The organism is Streptomyces sp. NPDC001220 (genome assembly GCF_053597895.1).
Map to the genome: position 1 here is coordinate 73273 of NZ_JBSFJE010000005.1, position 15561 is coordinate 88833.

Genomic DNA, 15561 nt, shown 5'->3' on the forward strand with positions numbered 1-15561 from the left:
GGCGATCAGAAAGCTAGCCCCAAGAAACCGTGAAATCGCCTGCTGGGAGGGGGCGAAGGAGATCCTTATGGTCGCCTTAAGGGAGTGCTCAGGCTGCGCTGAGGAAGCTAGCGTTCGCGCCATGGCGAACGACGAGATCCGGCCCGCACGGGCCGCCGACGTACCGGCCGTGAAAGCCGTCACAGACATGGCGTACCACCACTACATCGCACGCATAGGGGTGGTGCCGCAGCCCATGGAGGCGGACCACATGGCGGATGTGGCCGCGGGCAGGGTGTTCGTCCTCGGGGAGCCGGTGATCGGGCTCGTCGTCATCGAGGTCCACGACGACCATCTGTTCCTCGACAGCATCGCCGTCCACCCCGACGCGCGTGGCCAGGGGGTGGGGCGGCGGCTGCTGGAGTTCGTGGACGAACGCGCGCGTGCACTCGGCCTGTCCGAGGTCAGGCTCTACACCAACGCGCTGATGTGGGAGAACCGGGAGCTCTACCCGAGGTACGGCTACGAAGTCGTCGGGCGGCGCGTGGACGGGCCGTACGACCGCGTCCACTACCGCAAGCGGCTGGGCTGAAGGGGCGGGGACGGGCGCGGTCAGCCGTCCGGCCACCAGGTGCGTGCGATGTCCTTCCGCACCTCCGGGCGTCCGGCGGGGCGCTCGTCGGCCTCCTCGCGGATCCGGCGGCGGTCCGTCTTCTTCAGGGGCTTCTGCACGGTTGCGCGGCGCATGGCTGCCTCCTTCAGTGCCTACCGAGTTCCGTGGTGTCACGGAGGTAGACCCTTTTGGCGAGAGTTCCTCATCGGTGCCGGTCTGTCAGTGGTCGCTGTCACACGGACCGAGTGTCAGTGGTGGGTGTCACGCTGGGGGCATGACGAACGAGAGTGATCGGACAGTTGCGGTGAGTGTCGACTGGGATGCGCAGGCCGCCACCTTCGACGCCGAGCCGGATCATGGGCTGGGGCCGCCCGAGGTGCGCGCCGCCTGGGCGGAGCGGCTCCGGGCCTGGCTGCCCGGACGCCCCGTCGACCTCCTGGACCTCGGCTGCGGCACCGGCAGCCTGGCCCTCCTCGCCGCCGAGCAGGGCCACCACGTGACCGGGGTCGACAGCTCGCAGGCGATGGTGGAGCGGGCCCGCGCCAAGCTGGCCGGCCGTGACGCGGTGTTCCTGCTCGGTGACGCGACGGCACCACCGGTGGGCGAGCGGCTCTTCGACACCGTGCTCGTACGGCATGTGCTGTGGGCGCTGCCCGACCCCGCGCGCGTGCTGCGCCACTGGCGCGGCCTGCTGCGTCCCGGAGGGCGGTTCGTGCTGGTGGAGGGGGTGTGGGGGACCGTGGCCCCGGTCGGCATACCCGCCGAGCGGCTCACCGCCCTCCTGACGCCGCTCGCCGCGGACGTGCGCGTGGAACGGCTGTCGGCGCAGGCGGTGCTGTGGGGCAAGGCGGTGAGCGACGAGCGGTACGCGGTGGTGGCGACGGTGTGACGGCCAGAAGGGGCGTCAGCCAGGAGGGGGTGTCAGTCTGAAGGGGCGTCAGCCTGCAAGGGCGTCAGCCCGAAGGGGGTGTCAGGACAGCAGGGTGTCGAAACCGCCCTCGCGGGCCAGGGCCTCCAGCGTGTCGAGTGCCGTCACGGCGGCCGTGGCGGCGGCCGGGTCCCGGTCCGCCAGCCCGCTCTCGGCGAACTCGTCCTCGTCCAGTCGCCGTACGTCCGTGCCGTCGGCGGACCGCCACAGGTCCAGGTCGAGGTCCTCGACAACCAGTTCACCGCCGGTGAGCGTCGCCGGGCGGGTGATGTCGCAGTACCAGCCCTTCAGCGTGCCGTCGGCGGCGCGGACCTCCTTGACCGCGTACCAGCGGTCGCGCCAGTAGAACTCGGTGAAGACATCGCCCTGTTCGAATCGGACGAAGCCGAAGTCGCGGGACACGTCACCGGCCCACGGCGCGCGTACGGCGATCCGGGTGCCGTCGTCGTGCAGCAGCTCGGCGGGGTAACGGATCTTCGTCCGGCCCGCCTTGACCAGGACGACGTCCACCGTGGCCGGCGGCTCAGCCGAGTTCGCGGACATACCTGACCTCCGTCGCGCAGATGTCATACCCGAACCACTTGTTGATCGCCAGCATCGGGCCGTTGCCGCTGTCGTTGCCCGTGAACGCCTCCGTGCAGCCGGCGGCGCGGGCGCGGTGCAGGGAGTCGTTCTTGGCGAGCTTGGCCAGGCCCCGGCCGCGGAAGGCTCGGGCCGTGCCGGTCATGACGGTGCCATACCGGGTGCCGCCGTCGGTGCGCGCCGCGCTGAACGCGGCGGGGCGGCCGTCGACCAGGACGACCGAGGTCAGCTCCCGGCTGAACAGGGGATGCCGCCAGGTGCCGTCCAGCCAGGCCTCGTAGTCGGCGAACTCGGTGTCGATGTCGCTCGGTTCGTCCAGCGTCGTCTCCGCGTCGAGGGCGAAGAGCGGACGCGGGTCGTCGGCGAAGTCGGCGGCGGAACGGAGTTCGACGCCGGGCGGGGGAGTCCGGAGCGGCGGGAGTGTGCCGTGCGCGAGATCGAGGCGGAGGAAGTGGGCGGAGCGGCTGGCCGTGTAACCGCGGCGCTCGGCGAAGGCGCGGTGGGACGGGGTGTCCAGGACCCAGGCGTACGAGGTGGTCGCGCCGGTGTCCGACAGGTGTGCCTCCGCCGTACGGACGAGGAGGGTGCCGGCGCCCCGGCCGGTGCGCTCCGGGTGTACATACACGTTGGCGAAGCCCTGGCCCGGCTCGGTGCTCTCGTGGGCGAGGCCGACCTGCGCCGTGCCGATGATCTCGCCGTCCTCCTCCGCGATCAGCTGGCGGAAGCGGGCGTCGGGATGGGTGTGCGTCAGGTCGTGGACCAGGGACTCCGGGGTGAACAGCAGGTAGGGAAGGGCGAGCTGCCGGACCCGGGCGAAGCCTTCGGCGTCCGACCGGACATCGGGGCGCAGATCGCGCACGATCACTGTCATAGGGCGCACGCTATGCGGGGGCGAATGCGCGATGCCTCTCATTTTCCGGCGGATACGGGAGAATCGGGCCGTGACTCTGAAGATCCACATCGATGACAGCGCGCCGCCGTACGAGCAGGTAAGGGCGCAGATTTCCGAGCAGGCGCGGGGCGGGGTGCTGCCGGTGGGGTACCGGCTGCCGACGGTGCGGGGGCTGGCCGAGTCGCTGGGGCTGGCGGTGAACACGGTGGCCAAGGCGTACCGGGCGCTGGAGACGGACGGGGTGATCGAGACGCGGGGCCGTAACGGCACGTTCGTCGCCGCCGCGGGGTCGGCCGCCGAGCGTGAGGCGTCGGCGGCCGCACAGGCGTACGTGGAGCGGGTGCGCCGGCTGGGATTGGGGGAGAAGGAGGCGCTGGCCGCCGTGCGGGATGCCCTGCGGGCGGCCTATGGGGGGTAGGGGGGCAGCGGGGGCAGGAGGGGCAGGGGGTTTCGGGCTACGGCTGAGCAGGGCTCGGCACCGCCGAGAGGCGCCGTGGCGGCTGATCGCCGTCGCGGCGGGAAAAGAATTCAAGCGGCGGGAGAGAAGGGGGCGGCGGGAGAGAGGGGAGCGGCGAGGGAGGCGGATGGGGCGGTGGGAAGTGAAGGGGCAGGGGTAGGTGATCAACCGCTGGGGGTCGGCTGCGGTGTTCGGGTCACCGGCAACCCCGCCTGCTCCGCGACCCTCGCGAACGCCGCCGCGTCCCGCACCGCCGCTCCGCCCGGGTCGTTGTTGAAGTACGTGTAGACGTCGGCCTTCTCGGGGTACGCCGTGGCGATGCGGTCGGCCCAGGTCTCCAGGGCGCGGCGGCCGTAACGGGGCCAGGGGGCGGCCCGGCCCTCGTGGAAGCGGACGTAGGCCCAGTCGGTGGTGTGCCAGAGCGGGGTCATGGGGTGGGCCCGGATGTCGGACCAGCACAGGGCCGCGCCCCGGGATTCCAGGACCTCGCGGGTCTTTCGTGTCCACCAGGAGTCGTGGCGGGGTTCCACCGCCACCCTCGTGCCGCGCGGGAAGCACGCCAGGCAGGCGTCCAGCAGGGCCGGGTCGGCCTTGAGGGTCGGCGGGAGCTGGAGCAGGACCGGGCCCAGCCGGTCGCCCAGACCCGCCGCGTGGGTCATCAGCCGGTCGACCGGCTCCGCGGGATCCTTCAGGCGCTTGATGTGTGTGAGGTAGCGGCTCGCCTTGACCGCGATCACGAAGTCCGCTGGGACCCGGTCCCGCCAGGACGCGAAATTCTCGCGGCTCGGCAGGCGGTAGAACGCGTTGTTCAGCTCGACGGTCGTGAAGTGTGCCGCGTACTCCTCCAGCCACCGCCGCACGGGCACGTCGGCCGGGTACAGGACGTCCCGCCAGTCCTTGTACTGCCAGCCCGACGTCCCGATGAACAGGGGCATACCCCCATCAAAGCACTACAGGTACAGCCCCGCGTCCGCGTCCTCCCGCGCGCCCGGTACCGAGGTCGGTGCCGTGCCCCGGCGCAGTGCGTACAGCTCCGCCAGGGTCGCTCCCTCGCGGCCCACGCCCTCTTCCGTGCCGAGCCAGTTCGCCGCCTCGGGGCGGGTCAGCGCGCCCACCTCGATACGGGCGAGGCAGCGGCCGGGGCGGACCACGGCGGGGTGCAGGCGCTCCAGGTCCTCGTTGGTGGTGACCCCCACCAGGACGTTGCGGCCCTGGCCGAGCAGTCCGTCGGTGAGGTTCAGCAGCCTCGACAGCGCCTGGCCCGCGGTGTGCTTGGCCTCGCCGCGGATCAGCTCGTCGCAGTCCTCCAGCAGGAGCAGCCGCCAGCGGCCCTTGCCGGCGCCGTCCTCCTCGCCGATCGCGATGTCCATCAGATAGCCGACGTCGGAGAAGAGCCGTTCGGGGTCGAGGACGCAGTCCACCTGGCACCAGTCCCGCCAGGAGCGGGCGAGCGTACGCAGGGCGGAGGTCTTGCCGGTGCCCGGCGGGCCGTGCAGCAGCAGGAGACGGCCGGCGATGTCCTCGGGCGTCGTCTTCATCAGGCGGTCCATGGCTTCCGCCACCGGTGCCGTGTAGTTGGCGCGCACCTCGTCCCAGGTGCCGGCGGAGATCTGCCGGGTGGTGCGGTGCGGGCCGCGCCTGGGGGAGACGTACCAGAACCCCATGGTCACGTTGTCCGGCTGGGGCTCCGGCTCGTCCGCCGCGCCGTCCGTCGCCTCGTTCAGCACCTTCGCGGCCAGCTCGGCGGTGGTCGCGGTGACCGTGACGTCCGCGCCCCGGTTCCAGCGGGAGACCAGCAGCGTCCAGCCGTCGCCCTCCGCCAGCGTGGCGCTGCGGTCGTCGTCGCGGGCCACCCGCAGCACCCGCGCCTCCTTCGGCAGCAGGGTCGCCCCGGTGCGCACCCGGTCGATGTTGGCCGCGTGCGAGTACGGCTGCTCGCCCGTCGCGAAGCGGCCGAGGAACAGCGCGTCGACGACGTCGGACGGAGAGTCGGAGTCGTCGACGTTGAGCCGGATCGGCAGCGTCTCGTGCGGCTTGGCAGACATGCCGCCATGATCCGACACCGGGGCCCGCCGCGCACCCGTTTTCCGAAGTGGGCGGAGAGTGTCGGATGTGCGCCGAGCTTCCGGAGTATCCGGAGTGCCCCCCTGGTCCTGTCGCACGACCGTCGATCGCCGATACCTGCCCCGGGGGCGATTTCCGCCACTACTGTTGTCCTTGATGGGACGTCATGAGTGGAATTCGGGGGCTCGGCGGTGGCGGCTCACCGCCCTGCTCGGTGTGGGCGTGGCCGCGCTCGCGCTGATCGTGACACTGATCAACACCCTGCCCGGGGGCGGCGGCAGCACCGCGGGCACGACCCGCGACGGCGACAAGGTGCACGGCACCCCGGCCACCCCGCCCGACGCGGCCCAGCCGTATGTGGGCTGGGGCTTCACCCACACGCAGTACAGCGCGGACGAGGGCAGCGCCACCGCCACCGACCGGGTCGAGAACCTGCTGGCCCAGGACGGCGGGCTGCCCCAGGACCAGGCGGTCATGGGCTGGGGTGCCGACAACCCCGAGCCGGTGAAGGGCCGTTACGACTTCGGCGCCCTGGACCGCCGGGTCGACTTCATGCGCAGGTCGGGCGGCACCCCGGTGATCACCCTGTGCTGCTCGCCGGACTGGATGAAGGGCGGCAGGGCCGGTGTGAACAACACCGACTGGAGCCAGGCCGCCCTGGAGACCGCCCCCACCCCCGGCCACTACCAGGACTACGCGAACCTCGCCGCGACCGTCGCCAGACGCTATCCCGACGTACGGCACTTCATCGTCTGGAACGAGTTCAAGGGCTTCTGGAACAACGACAGGGCCCGCTGGGACTACGAGGGCTACACCGAGCTGTACAACCGCGTCTACAAGGCGTTGAAGGCCGTGAACAAGGACATCATGGTCGGCGGCCCGTACCTCGTCATGGACAGCTTCGACCCGCGCCAGACCGAGAACGCCTCACCCACCCTCAAGGGCCCCTGGGGCGTCATGGACCAGCGGGTGATCGACGCCTTCGACTACTGGAACACCCACAAGGCGGGCGCCGACTTCGTGGTCGTCGACGGGTCCAGCTACACCAACGACGACGACCTGCTGCCGGACGAGTTCGCGGCCACCGACAAGCTGACGTACGTCAGCGAGTGGGTGCGGAAGCAGACGCACGACCTGCCGCTGTGGTGGGCCGAGTACTACGTCGAACCCGCCGACGGCAGCGACGGACGCGACGGCTGGACCGAACCGCACCGGGTCGCCGTCCAGGCGGCCGGCATGATCGCCATGGTGAAGGGCGGCGCCGGCTCCGGCTTCTACTGGAACCCGGAGGACGAGAAGGGCGGCGACTGCGCCGGCTGTCTGTGGACCACCACCGACAGCGCCGACGGAGGACGGCAACTCCCCATGTACGACCTGGTGTCGAGGTTCGGGAAGGCATTCCCGCCGGGGACCCGCTACGAGACCGTCTCCGTCGCCGAGGACGACGCGCCCAACGTGCGTGTCCTCGCGAGCGACAGGACCGTCCTCGTCGTCAACACCCTCGGCCGGACGATCGGCGCGCAGGTGGACGGGAAGCGGTTCGACCTGAAGGGCTACGAGGTCAAGTGGCTCACCCGGTGAACCGGGTGAGCCACTTCGTCCCTCCTACTTGAGCGTCAGGAACCGCTGCGCCAGCGATGCCAGCACCATCGCGAGCAGGGGCAGCGAGAACCAGAAGCTGCCCTGCAGCCACCGCAGCTGACGCACCCCGGGCCGGACCGCGACCCGGACCACCTCGCGTGCCGTCAGCAGCAGGATCAGGGCCACGGCGGCGAGACCGCCGACCACCGACCACGGCGTCCAGGTGATCCGCGGCCCGATCGGCCCCGGATCAGGCTCCTCCACCGCACCCGCGGGCCGCGTGCGCAGCGTGTACATGGTCACGTCGTCGTTGACCAGGACCTTCGTCAGATCCTGCCGGTCGTCCAGGTTCTGGATCAGCCGGCTCTCCCAGGTCGCCGAGTATCCGGCGTCCATCTGGAGATAGACGACCTGACTCCTGTTGATCATCAGATACGAGTTCGGGCCGGCCTCCTTCAACGCCTTGACCAGGCCCGACACCAGCACCGGGTCGGCCGGCGCCAGTGTCGGCACGTAGTCGACCCGCTCCATGTCCTTCGCGCCCCACGGAATCGCCGGGGTCACGTCGTTGACCGTGTCGTTGCTCAGCCACAGCAGCCGTACGGTCGGCTTGTCATGGGCGTAGACGTAGTCCATCGCGGCGACCTCGCCGGGCCGGACCCGTTCGAAGGACTCGTTGCCCCAACGGGCCACCAGGAAGCCGCCCATGAGCAGCAGCCCAGCCATCAGCGCGGCCACCGGCGCCAGGCTGACCCGGTCCTTCTCGCGCTCCTTCGCCGTGGCGCCGGTGCGCGGGAACAGGGCGAGAGCCGCCAGCAGGGCCGCGCCCGGCAGGGCGAACATGAAGACCCGCAGGGCCATCTCGCCGCCGTACGACTGCATGCCGAAGCCCAGGAACGGCACGAAGGTCAGGACCAGCAGGGACCGCTCGCGGTACTTGTGGAAGCGGCGGCGCCACCAGCCCCAGACGGCGAGGACCATCATGCTGCCGGCCAGCAGGACCCGGACGTACAGGACCAGCTTGTGGGTCGAACTGCCGCCCTGGATGCGGCCGGAGACCGAGGTCGAGACATTGCTGCCGACTCCGCCGACCCCGCCGAACAGGTCGTTGAAGTGACCCGACCAGTACGGCTCGGCCATGAAGCCCAGCCAGACGGCCGCGACCACTCCGAACAGGATGGGCAGGCCGCGCAGTTCGGACCTGCCGACCAGGACCAGGGCCGCCAGCACGCCCAGCATCACGAACGGGGTCAGCTGGTGTGCCGGGACGGTCGCCGCGTACAGGCCGATCAGCACCATGAGCATGACCGCCTGTTGGCGGCGGTCGGTCGGCTCGACCTCGGCCTCGCCCGGACGGAACCTCGTCCAGACGACATGCGGGGCACGGAACCAGACGAGCAGGATCGCCACGAACATCAGGTAGAGGAGGTACGTGAAGCCCTGCGGGGAGAAGTAGTCCTGGCCGACCCAGCCGCACAGCACGAAGATCCAGATGCCGGTCCACTTCGCCCGCCAGCTCGCCCGCAGCGACCGTACGAGCAGGAACATCGGTGCCAGGTACGCGAGTTGCACGAACGTCGGCCACCAGCGGATGACCTCGGTGAAGTCCGTGACCCCGCAGGCCCGGCCGATGAAGGCCGCCGCCGCGAAGAAGCCCGGCCAGCTCCAGCGGGCGTCCAGGTCGGGGACGGCCGACCCGGTGCGGTCGATGTAGTCGATGAACCCGAGGTGCTGCCAGGCGGTCGGGAACCGCGGTTCCGTCTCGATCACGGCGGGCAGCGCGTGCAGCGACACGACCGTGGCCAGCAGGGTGACCAGGAGCAGCGCCTTGTGCTCGCGGCGCAGCCACAGCAGTGCGGCGAACACCGTGACCAGCAGGGCAGCCCCGACCAGCGTCGGCAGCGGCAGCGCCGAGATCAGCCCGAGCCCGCCCATCCGGTCCAGGTCGGCGTCGTCGAGCCGGGCGGCCGGCACCCAGTAGAGCAGGAGGGCGGCGACCAGGAGACAGCCGAGGACGACTCCCTGGCGGGTCGGGACCAGCCGCTCCCGCAGCGACAGCGCGGGCTCCGCCGGAGGTCCGTCCGGCAGCTCTTCCTGTTCCTCCGGTACGACCGCCTCCCCGAACGGCGCGTCGACCTCCGCCTCCTTCGGCGGCGAGGACTCGGCCGGCCCGAGCGAGGACTCGGCCGGCCCGAGCGAGGCCTCCGAACCCGGCTCCCTTCCCCAGTCCCCGCTTCGCTCGACCGGGGTGACCCCCAGCTCCACCGGCAGCCCCAGGTTCCGCGGTGGCCGCGCCGCCCAGGTCGGCCGGTCGTCCGGCCGGACGACGGACGTGCCCGAGGGCGGGGTTCCCGGACCCGGTCGGACGTCCGGGCGGCGCTCCACATGGTCGAAGTCCACATGGATGCCGAGGGCGAGGGTGTCGGTGTCCAGGGCCCAGGCCGGGCCCCGCCTGCGCGGTGCCGCGGTGGTGGCCGGGACCCCCAGGTCGGCGAGGTCCCCGTCCGGTGCCGCGTCCTCCGGGACGTCGGCCGGAGCCGCCCGGAGCGTCCGCCACAGCCTGGGCGCGGCGATCGTCACGATCACCGCGAGGCTGGAGATCTCGGCGACGCCCGCGCCGGTCAGCCCCATCCGGGGCAGCAGCAGCAGGGTCAGCCCGAGCACCAGCACGCACAACAGGCCCTGCAGCCAGGCCAGCCCGCCGGTGCGGCTCTGGGCGCGCAGTACCGCGAAGTAGGTCTCCATCACGACCCTGAGCAGCGCGCCGACCGCGAACCAGCGCAGCAGCGGGGTCGCCGCGTCCGCGTAGCCCGCGCCGAACACACCGAGGATCCAGGGCGCCCCGAAGAACAGCAGCGAGCAGATGGGGATCATGATCCGGGCCATCCGCTTCAGCGCGGCCCGGGTGTTGGCGGCCAGCCGGGCCGGGTCGTGCGAGCCCTCGACGGTGAGCGAGGCGCCCATGTTGATGGCGAGCAGGTTGGTGGTGCCGCCGATGGTGGTGGTGATGTAGAAGTACGCGTTGTCCTCGGAGCTGACCTGCGAGGCGATGATCACCGGGACCAGGTAGACGACGGCGAGGGAGAACAGCGAACCGGTGTAGTCGCCGGCCAGGAACCTGCCGATCTCCTTCAGCGTGGGCGGCCTGGCGTGTTCCTCGGTCGCCCTGACGTGCCGGGGCACCAGGCGCCGGAACACCAGCCAGCCCAGCGGCACCACCGAGGTGGCGATGGCGGCGACCCAGGAGACGAAGACACCGGTCAGCGGGATCGCCACCGAGAAGGCGACGAGCAGACCCAGCTTGACCGCCGAGAACACGGTGTTGCCCACCGGCACCCAGGGCGCGTTGCGCAGCCCGGTCAGCACGCCGTCCTGGAGCGTGAGCAGGTTCCAGGCCATCACCGCCACGACGAACCCGAGCCCGTTGACCGGCCCGTGCAGGAAGCGGTACGACGGCCCCCACACCCCGAGCGTCATCAGGAAGACGCCGGCCGCCATCGCCACGATCAGCGAACTGCCCACGTAGGTACGGAAGATGAGCTGTCCGGTACGGCGTCCGGCCACCGGGATGAAGCGGGCCAGCGCGCCGGTCAGGGTGACCGCGGTCAGCCCGGCGAGGAACTTCATGGCCGCGATCGCGGCGGAGCCCTGGCCGACCGCCGACTCGGAGTAGTAGCGGGCCGCCGCCAGCCAGAAGCCCAGGCCCAGCACGGCGGAGATGCCGGTGTTGAGCATCAGCGCGTAGGCGTTCCGGAAGAGCGGGCTGCCGCCGGAGGAGCTGCCTCTGCCGGGCAGCCGAAGACGGCGCCCCGACTGCTCGGGCGCCGCGGTGTCGTTGGTCGCGGCCTCGGTTGTGGTGGTCGTCGTGTCAGACACGGGAACGGATGGCCTTCCGGCGGAGCTGGCGGGCTCTGCGGAGAACGGCGTACCCCTTGGTGAGGGCACGGTCCTTGGCGAAGTTGCGGGCGATCGCACGGCCTTCGAGCAGCTGTGCGAACTCCGCGGCGTCCGTGCTGCGGCGTACGGTGACGCGACGCAGCGCGTACGGACCCTGGCGGCGGCGGGCGAGGCCGTTCTCGACGGCGAGCGCCTGGGCGTACCCGGTGTCCCGCACGGCCTGCCGGACCCGGCGGCTGGAGTAGCCGTACGGGTAGGCGAACGAGGCCGGCTCGGCGCCCAGTTGCTCGGCGACGATCTCCCGGCACCACACCAGCTCCTCGCGCAGCCGGTCGTCGGCCAGCTGGTCGAGCTGCGGATGGGTGTGGGTGTGCCCGCCGATCTCGCAGCCGGCGTCCGCGAGTTCGCGTACCTGGTCCCAGTCGAGCATGGCGTCCAGGCCGCCTCCGGTGTCGTACGCGCCCCGGATCCAGCCCGTCGAGACGAACAGGGTGGACGCGAAACCGTGCTTGGCGAGGACGGGGAGGGCGTGCCGGTGCACGCCCTCGTAGCCGTCGTCGAAGGTGATCAGGACGGGCCGGTCGGGGAGCGGGTCGCCGGCGCGCCATCCTGCGGCCAGGCCGGCCGTGTCGACGGGGGTCAGGCCCAGGTCGTCGATGAGCGCCATCTGCTCGGCGAACGCCTCCGGCGCCACCGACAGCGCGCGGGTGGCCTCGTTCGGCGCGGTCGCGACCGAGTGGTACATGAGGATCGGCACCGGTGTCTCAGCCATGAGGTCTCCGCTCCGCTTCGGCCATGAGATGGTCCTCGATCTCGGCGACGGTGAAGGTCGCCCCGCCCCGCCGTGCCCGCACGCTCCCCACCACGTAGCCGCCCGCCGCCGTCAGTACCCCGGTGACGATCGCGCCGGCCCGGCCGGCGCCGCCCGGCCGGGCCAGGAGTGCGTCCCGCAGGCCACGAGCGACCCCCGCGGGCAGCACACGTGTGGTGTACCGGCGTTCGGACTCGAGTCCCTTGCCGGCGCCCACACTCCGGGCGACCAGCGCCTTGGAGAGGCCCTCGGCGTAGGCGCGGGTGCGGAAGTAGCCGAAGTGCTCACGGGCCCGCGGCACCCGGTGGTGGATCACCGCGCGGTCGTCGATGAGCAGCACGGCGTCCGGGCGGGCCCGGGTGAGCCGGATGCACAGCTCGGTCTCCTCGCAGCCCAGCGGGCGCTTGTCGCCGTCCCGTCCGATGCCGGTGGCGAAGCCGCCCGCCGCGTCGAACGCGGTACGCCGGAAAGAAGCGTTTCCGCCGAGGACGTTGCGGACCCGGACCCGGCCCGGTGGCAGCCCCCGGTAGGTGCAGCCGACCACCCAGTCGAACTCCTCGGGGAACCAGTGCGGGCGGCGGCCCGAGGCCCAGACGGGCATGGTCCGGCCGCCGACCGCCATCACCTGCGGGTCGGCGTACCCCTCGGCGAAGCGGCGCAGCCAGTCCCGTTCGGCCACGGCGTCGTCGTCGAGGAAGGCGATCACCTCGCCGTAGGAGCAGGCGATACCCGTGTTGCGGCCCGCGGACAGGCCGCGGGGGCCCGCGTTGGCGAGCACCCGGACGTCCGTGGCCTGCTTGTACTCCTCCGTGAGCCGTTCCAGGAGCGCCGGGTTGTGGTCGACGACCAGCAGGGTCTCCAGCGCCGGATACGACTGGGCGCGCACCGAGGAGACCGCCGCGAGGATGTCCTCCCAGCGGTCCTCGGTGTACACGCAGATCACGACGGAGATGTCGGGATCGCTCAAGACGACTCTCCCTGGCCCGTGCTGAGCATCGGGGAGTGCCGGACCTGCCGGCGCAGCGCACGCCGGTTGGAGCGCTCCCCGAGGATCACCTTGAGGACCCGGAACCCGTCCCGCACGGCGCGCAGATTACTGGTGCCGTGGATGCGCAGGTACTCGTAGCTGGGTATCTCCTGCACCTTCAGACCCGCCTTGACCACCCGGACGTTGATCAGGGTCTCGATCTCGAAGCCGGTGCAGTCGAGGTCGATCTTGTCGAGGCAGTGCCGCCAGAAGGCGTTGTATCCGTAGCAGAGGTCGGTGTACCGGGCGCCGAACTTGCGGTTGACGATCGTGCACAGCGCCCAGTTGCCGAGCTTGCGGATGAAGGTCATGTCGTCCGTGCCGCCACCGTTGGCGAAGCGCGAGCCCTTGGCGAAGTCGGCGCCGGAGACCAGGGCGGAGACGTACGACACGATCTCGTGGCCGTCGGCCGAGCCGTCCGCGTCCACCATGACGATGATGTCGCCGGTGCACGCCTCGAACCCGGTGATCAGGGCATCCCCCTTGCCCTTGCCACTCTGTTCGACGACTTTCACATCGGGCCACAACTCCCGCGCGACTTCCACGGTGTTGTCGGTGGAATTGCCGTCCACAAGGACCACTTCGTGTATCCAGCCGGGAAGTGTCTTGAAGACGTAGGGGAGATTCTCCGCCTCATTCATGGCGGGGATCACCACGCTCACCGGCGGTGTGATCGCCAGGTGCGAGGAGATCGGTCGGTATTCGGGAGCCATTAACGGATCTTGGTCCGAGGCAGGCTGGCGCAGAACAGAACTCATGAGTCTTGTCCCTCTCGTCCGGTGGACCACCCGCCCCTGGGCGGCCCGCTTCTGTGTCCGGTTCGAAAGGGGGGTTATCACCCGTGGCACGGAAAACGGATCTCCGTACCCGCAGGTGAGCTGGCAAAGCTAACCGGTCTGCCGGAAAACGGCAGCCGGTCGCGCGGCACGACTCGGAAACAGCAGTGGTCACACTCGAAATGACAGTGGTCATTGCGGTCACCGAGCACGGCACCCCCCTACCGCGCCCCGCTCCGGAACATCGCGGTCCTTGAGCCCTCCCCTGGTGCCGCTTGATGATGATCCGATGCGGGTGAGATGTACGACGGTATTGATGATTGAACCAGTATGGCAAGGCCTGGAAGTGCGCCTCACGTTTTTGTTGGTTTGACCGTTACGTAAATTTGGCCGACCTTGTTCCTCAACTCGAACGGACTTTCCCGGTCCGTCGGGACGTCCGTTCGAGAATTCGCTCCACCGGTCGCATTCGTACCAGCAGAAGCAGGAGAACGCTGATCGCGGTCACGGCGACGACTCCGCCGCGCCAGGACCAGCGGTGCGTGGCGAGCATGCCCTGTGCGATCAGCATGTCCAGGGCGACGGCGCCCGCCAGTGCGGTGAGTGCCCGGGCGAACGGATCGAGCCCGCGCAGCGCCAGACCGATCGCCCCGGCAGGCGCGGCGATCAGGAAGAGCAGCGTGAACGGGCCGCGCAACGGCGAGCCCGAATCGGTCAGTGCGAGCAGCGCGCCGGTCCCGGCGACGGCGGTCGCGGCGCCCGCGAGCAGTGGTCCCAGGCCCCTCCCCGGTCCTGGTCGTGCCCGTTGGTCGCCCTCTGACGATGGTGTCTTGAACCCTATGGTCTGCATGGCCGACTTTGCCCCCCAAGGCGTCGGATGCCGGGCTTCAATGTCGCGCAGGCGAACGCGGAGCGTCAAGCGGGTCTCCGGACATGACCGTTCCCCGGGGACACCTGATGCCTCCTGGGGACAAGTCGCCCAATTCCTTTACGACATCGGTCCGGTGCGGACCGGTTGAGGGCCCGAAAAGTTTTGGCATGGACACTTCCCGTCAACACGCGTAGTTGGTACGACGGTTGTGGCAGAGATCCTGCTAAAGGGAGGTTCCATGAGACGTTCCCGAATTACGGCATACGTGACTTCACTCCTCCTCGCCTCCGGCCTCGCTCTCGCCGGGGCCGCAACCGAAGCCCAGGCCGCGACCGGCGGCTACGTGGCGCTCGGCGACTCGTACTCGTCCGGTGTCGGCGCCGGCAGCTACATCAGCTCAAGCGGCAGCTGCGACCGCAGCACGAACGCCTATCCGTACCTGTGGAACGCCGCCCACGGCCCGTCCTCGTTCTCGTTCCTGGCCTGTTCGGGCGCCACGACGGGCGACGTGCTCTCCGGTCAGCTGGGCACCCTCAGCTCCTCGACCGCCCTGGTCTCGATCACCATCGGCGGCAACGACGCGGGCTTCGCCGACGTCATGACGACCTGTGTGCTCAGCTCCGACAGCACCTGCCTGTCCCGGATCAGCACCGCTGAGGCCTACGTCGACTCCACCCTCCCCGGCAAGCTCGACAGCGTGTACAACGCGATCAGCGCCAAGGCCCCCAACGCCAGGGTCGTCGTCCTCGGTTACCCCCGCTTCTACAAGCTGGGCACCACCTGCCTCGGCCTCTCCGCGGCCAAGCGCTCCGCCATCAACAACGCCGCCGACTACATCGACGCCGCGATCGCCAAGCGCGCCGCCGATCACGGCTTCGTCTTCGGCGACATCCGCACCACGTTCACCGGCCACGAGATCTGCTCCAGCAGCTCCTGGCTGCACAGCGTCAACTGGCTGGACATCGGCGAGTCGTACCACCCCACCGCGGCCGGCCACTCGGGCGGCTATCTGCCGGTCCTGACCAGCAACGCGTGACCTTCGGTCCTCAGTGCCGACGCGCGACCTCCGGTCGTCAGTGCCGA

Annotated in this window: 15 protein-coding genes; 5 read left to right on the plus strand and 10 right to left on the minus strand. The window is 70.5% G+C overall.

Translation table 11 applies throughout. The features are described 5' to 3' along the window. Positions 1 to 121: 121 nt before the first annotated feature. Positions 122 to 571, plus strand: coding sequence for a GNAT family N-acetyltransferase (locus ACWDGI_RS13775; protein WP_450758622.1), 450 nt, complete (start codon positions 122 to 124; stop codon positions 569 to 571). Between the two features lie 20 nt (positions 572 to 591). Here the strand turns inward: ACWDGI_RS13775 and ACWDGI_RS13780 are convergent, their stop codons facing one another. After that, the gene (locus ACWDGI_RS13780) at positions 592 to 726 is read right to left on the minus strand and encodes a hypothetical protein (RefSeq protein ID WP_360489678.1); all 135 of its coding nucleotides are present in this window, start codon (positions 724 to 726) and stop codon (positions 592 to 594) included. A gap of 140 nt (positions 727 to 866) precedes the next feature. Between ACWDGI_RS13780 and ACWDGI_RS13785 the strand changes: the two genes are divergently transcribed. Continuing rightward, the gene (locus ACWDGI_RS13785) at positions 867 to 1481 is read left to right on the plus strand and encodes a class I SAM-dependent methyltransferase (RefSeq protein ID WP_450758624.1); all 615 of its coding nucleotides are present in this window, start codon (positions 867 to 869) and stop codon (positions 1479 to 1481) included. 81 nt (positions 1482 to 1562) lie between these two features. On the opposite strand, the gene ACWDGI_RS13790 is transcribed toward ACWDGI_RS13785, so the two are convergent. Both ACWDGI_RS13790 and ACWDGI_RS13795 read right to left on the minus strand, forming a co-directional pair. After that, a complete protein-coding gene (locus ACWDGI_RS13790) occupies positions 1563 to 2063 on the minus strand; it encodes a DUF402 domain-containing protein (RefSeq protein ID WP_450758626.1) in 501 nt (166 codons plus the stop codon). Then, a complete protein-coding gene (locus tag ACWDGI_RS13795) occupies positions 2044 to 2973 on the minus strand; it encodes a GNAT family N-acetyltransferase (RefSeq protein ID WP_450758628.1) in 930 nt (309 codons plus the stop codon). The genes ACWDGI_RS13790 and ACWDGI_RS13795 overlap by 20 nt, the downstream gene beginning before the upstream one ends. Before the next feature lie 70 nt (positions 2974 to 3043). Here ACWDGI_RS13795 and ACWDGI_RS13800 point away from each other — a divergent pair, with 70 nt between their 5' ends. Further along, complete coding sequence (locus ACWDGI_RS13800; RefSeq protein WP_450758630.1) at positions 3044 to 3412, plus strand: GntR family transcriptional regulator; 369 nt, start codon at positions 3044 to 3046, stop codon at positions 3410 to 3412. A 203-nt stretch (positions 3413 to 3615) separates the two neighbouring features. Here ACWDGI_RS13800 and ACWDGI_RS13805 read toward each other — a convergent pair whose 3' ends face one another. Together ACWDGI_RS13805 and ACWDGI_RS13810 are read right to left on the minus strand one after the other, a co-directional pair. After that, positions 3616 to 4386, minus strand: coding sequence for a DUF72 domain-containing protein (locus tag ACWDGI_RS13805; RefSeq protein ID WP_450758632.1), 771 nt, complete (start codon positions 4384 to 4386; stop codon positions 3616 to 3618). A gap of 15 nt (positions 4387 to 4401) precedes the next feature. Next, positions 4402 to 5496, minus strand: coding sequence for a DUF5925 domain-containing protein (locus tag ACWDGI_RS13810; protein ID WP_450758633.1), 1095 nt, complete (start codon positions 5494 to 5496; stop codon positions 4402 to 4404). Positions 5497 to 5671: 175 nt separating this feature from the next. Between ACWDGI_RS13810 and ACWDGI_RS13815 the strand changes: the two genes are divergently transcribed. After that, positions 5672 to 7096 (plus strand): GH39 family glycosyl hydrolase, encoded by a 1425-nt coding sequence (locus ACWDGI_RS13815; RefSeq protein WP_450758635.1) that lies wholly within the window; start codon positions 5672 to 5674, stop codon positions 7094 to 7096. A gap of 24 nt (positions 7097 to 7120) precedes the next feature. Here the strand turns inward: ACWDGI_RS13815 and ACWDGI_RS13820 are convergent, their stop codons facing one another. From ACWDGI_RS13820 to ACWDGI_RS13840, 5 genes are all read right to left on the minus strand, one after another. Beyond that, entirely contained in the window at positions 7121 to 10972 is a 3852-nt protein-coding gene (locus ACWDGI_RS13820) for a lipopolysaccharide biosynthesis protein (RefSeq protein ID WP_450758636.1), read from the minus strand. After that, entirely contained in the window at positions 10965 to 11765 is an 801-nt protein-coding gene (locus ACWDGI_RS13825) for a polysaccharide deacetylase family protein (RefSeq protein ID WP_450758638.1), read from the minus strand. Before ACWDGI_RS13825 ends, ACWDGI_RS13820 begins: the two co-directional genes overlap by 8 nt. Continuing rightward, on the minus strand, positions 11758 to 12771 hold the full coding sequence (locus ACWDGI_RS13830) for a glycosyltransferase family 2 protein (RefSeq protein WP_450758640.1): 1014 nt from the start codon (positions 12769 to 12771) through the stop codon (positions 11758 to 11760). The genes ACWDGI_RS13825 and ACWDGI_RS13830 overlap by 8 nt, the downstream gene beginning before the upstream one ends. Further along, positions 12768 to 13589 carry a glycosyltransferase family 2 protein gene (locus ACWDGI_RS13835; protein ID WP_450758642.1) on the minus strand — a complete coding sequence of 274 codons (822 nt, stop codon included), beginning with the start codon at positions 13587 to 13589 and terminating at the stop codon, positions 12768 to 12770. Before ACWDGI_RS13835 ends, ACWDGI_RS13830 begins: the two co-directional genes overlap by 4 nt. A gap of 421 nt (positions 13590 to 14010) precedes the next feature. Continuing rightward, entirely contained in the window at positions 14011 to 14457 is a 447-nt protein-coding gene (locus ACWDGI_RS13840) for a hypothetical protein (RefSeq protein WP_450758644.1), read from the minus strand. Positions 14458 to 14716: 259 nt separating this feature from the next. Between ACWDGI_RS13840 and ACWDGI_RS13845 the strand changes: the two genes are divergently transcribed. Further along, positions 14717 to 15514 carry an SGNH/GDSL hydrolase family protein gene (locus ACWDGI_RS13845; RefSeq protein WP_450758646.1) on the plus strand — a complete coding sequence of 266 codons (798 nt, stop codon included), beginning with the start codon at positions 14717 to 14719 and terminating at the stop codon, positions 15512 to 15514. Positions 15515 to 15561: the final 47 nt, after the last annotated feature.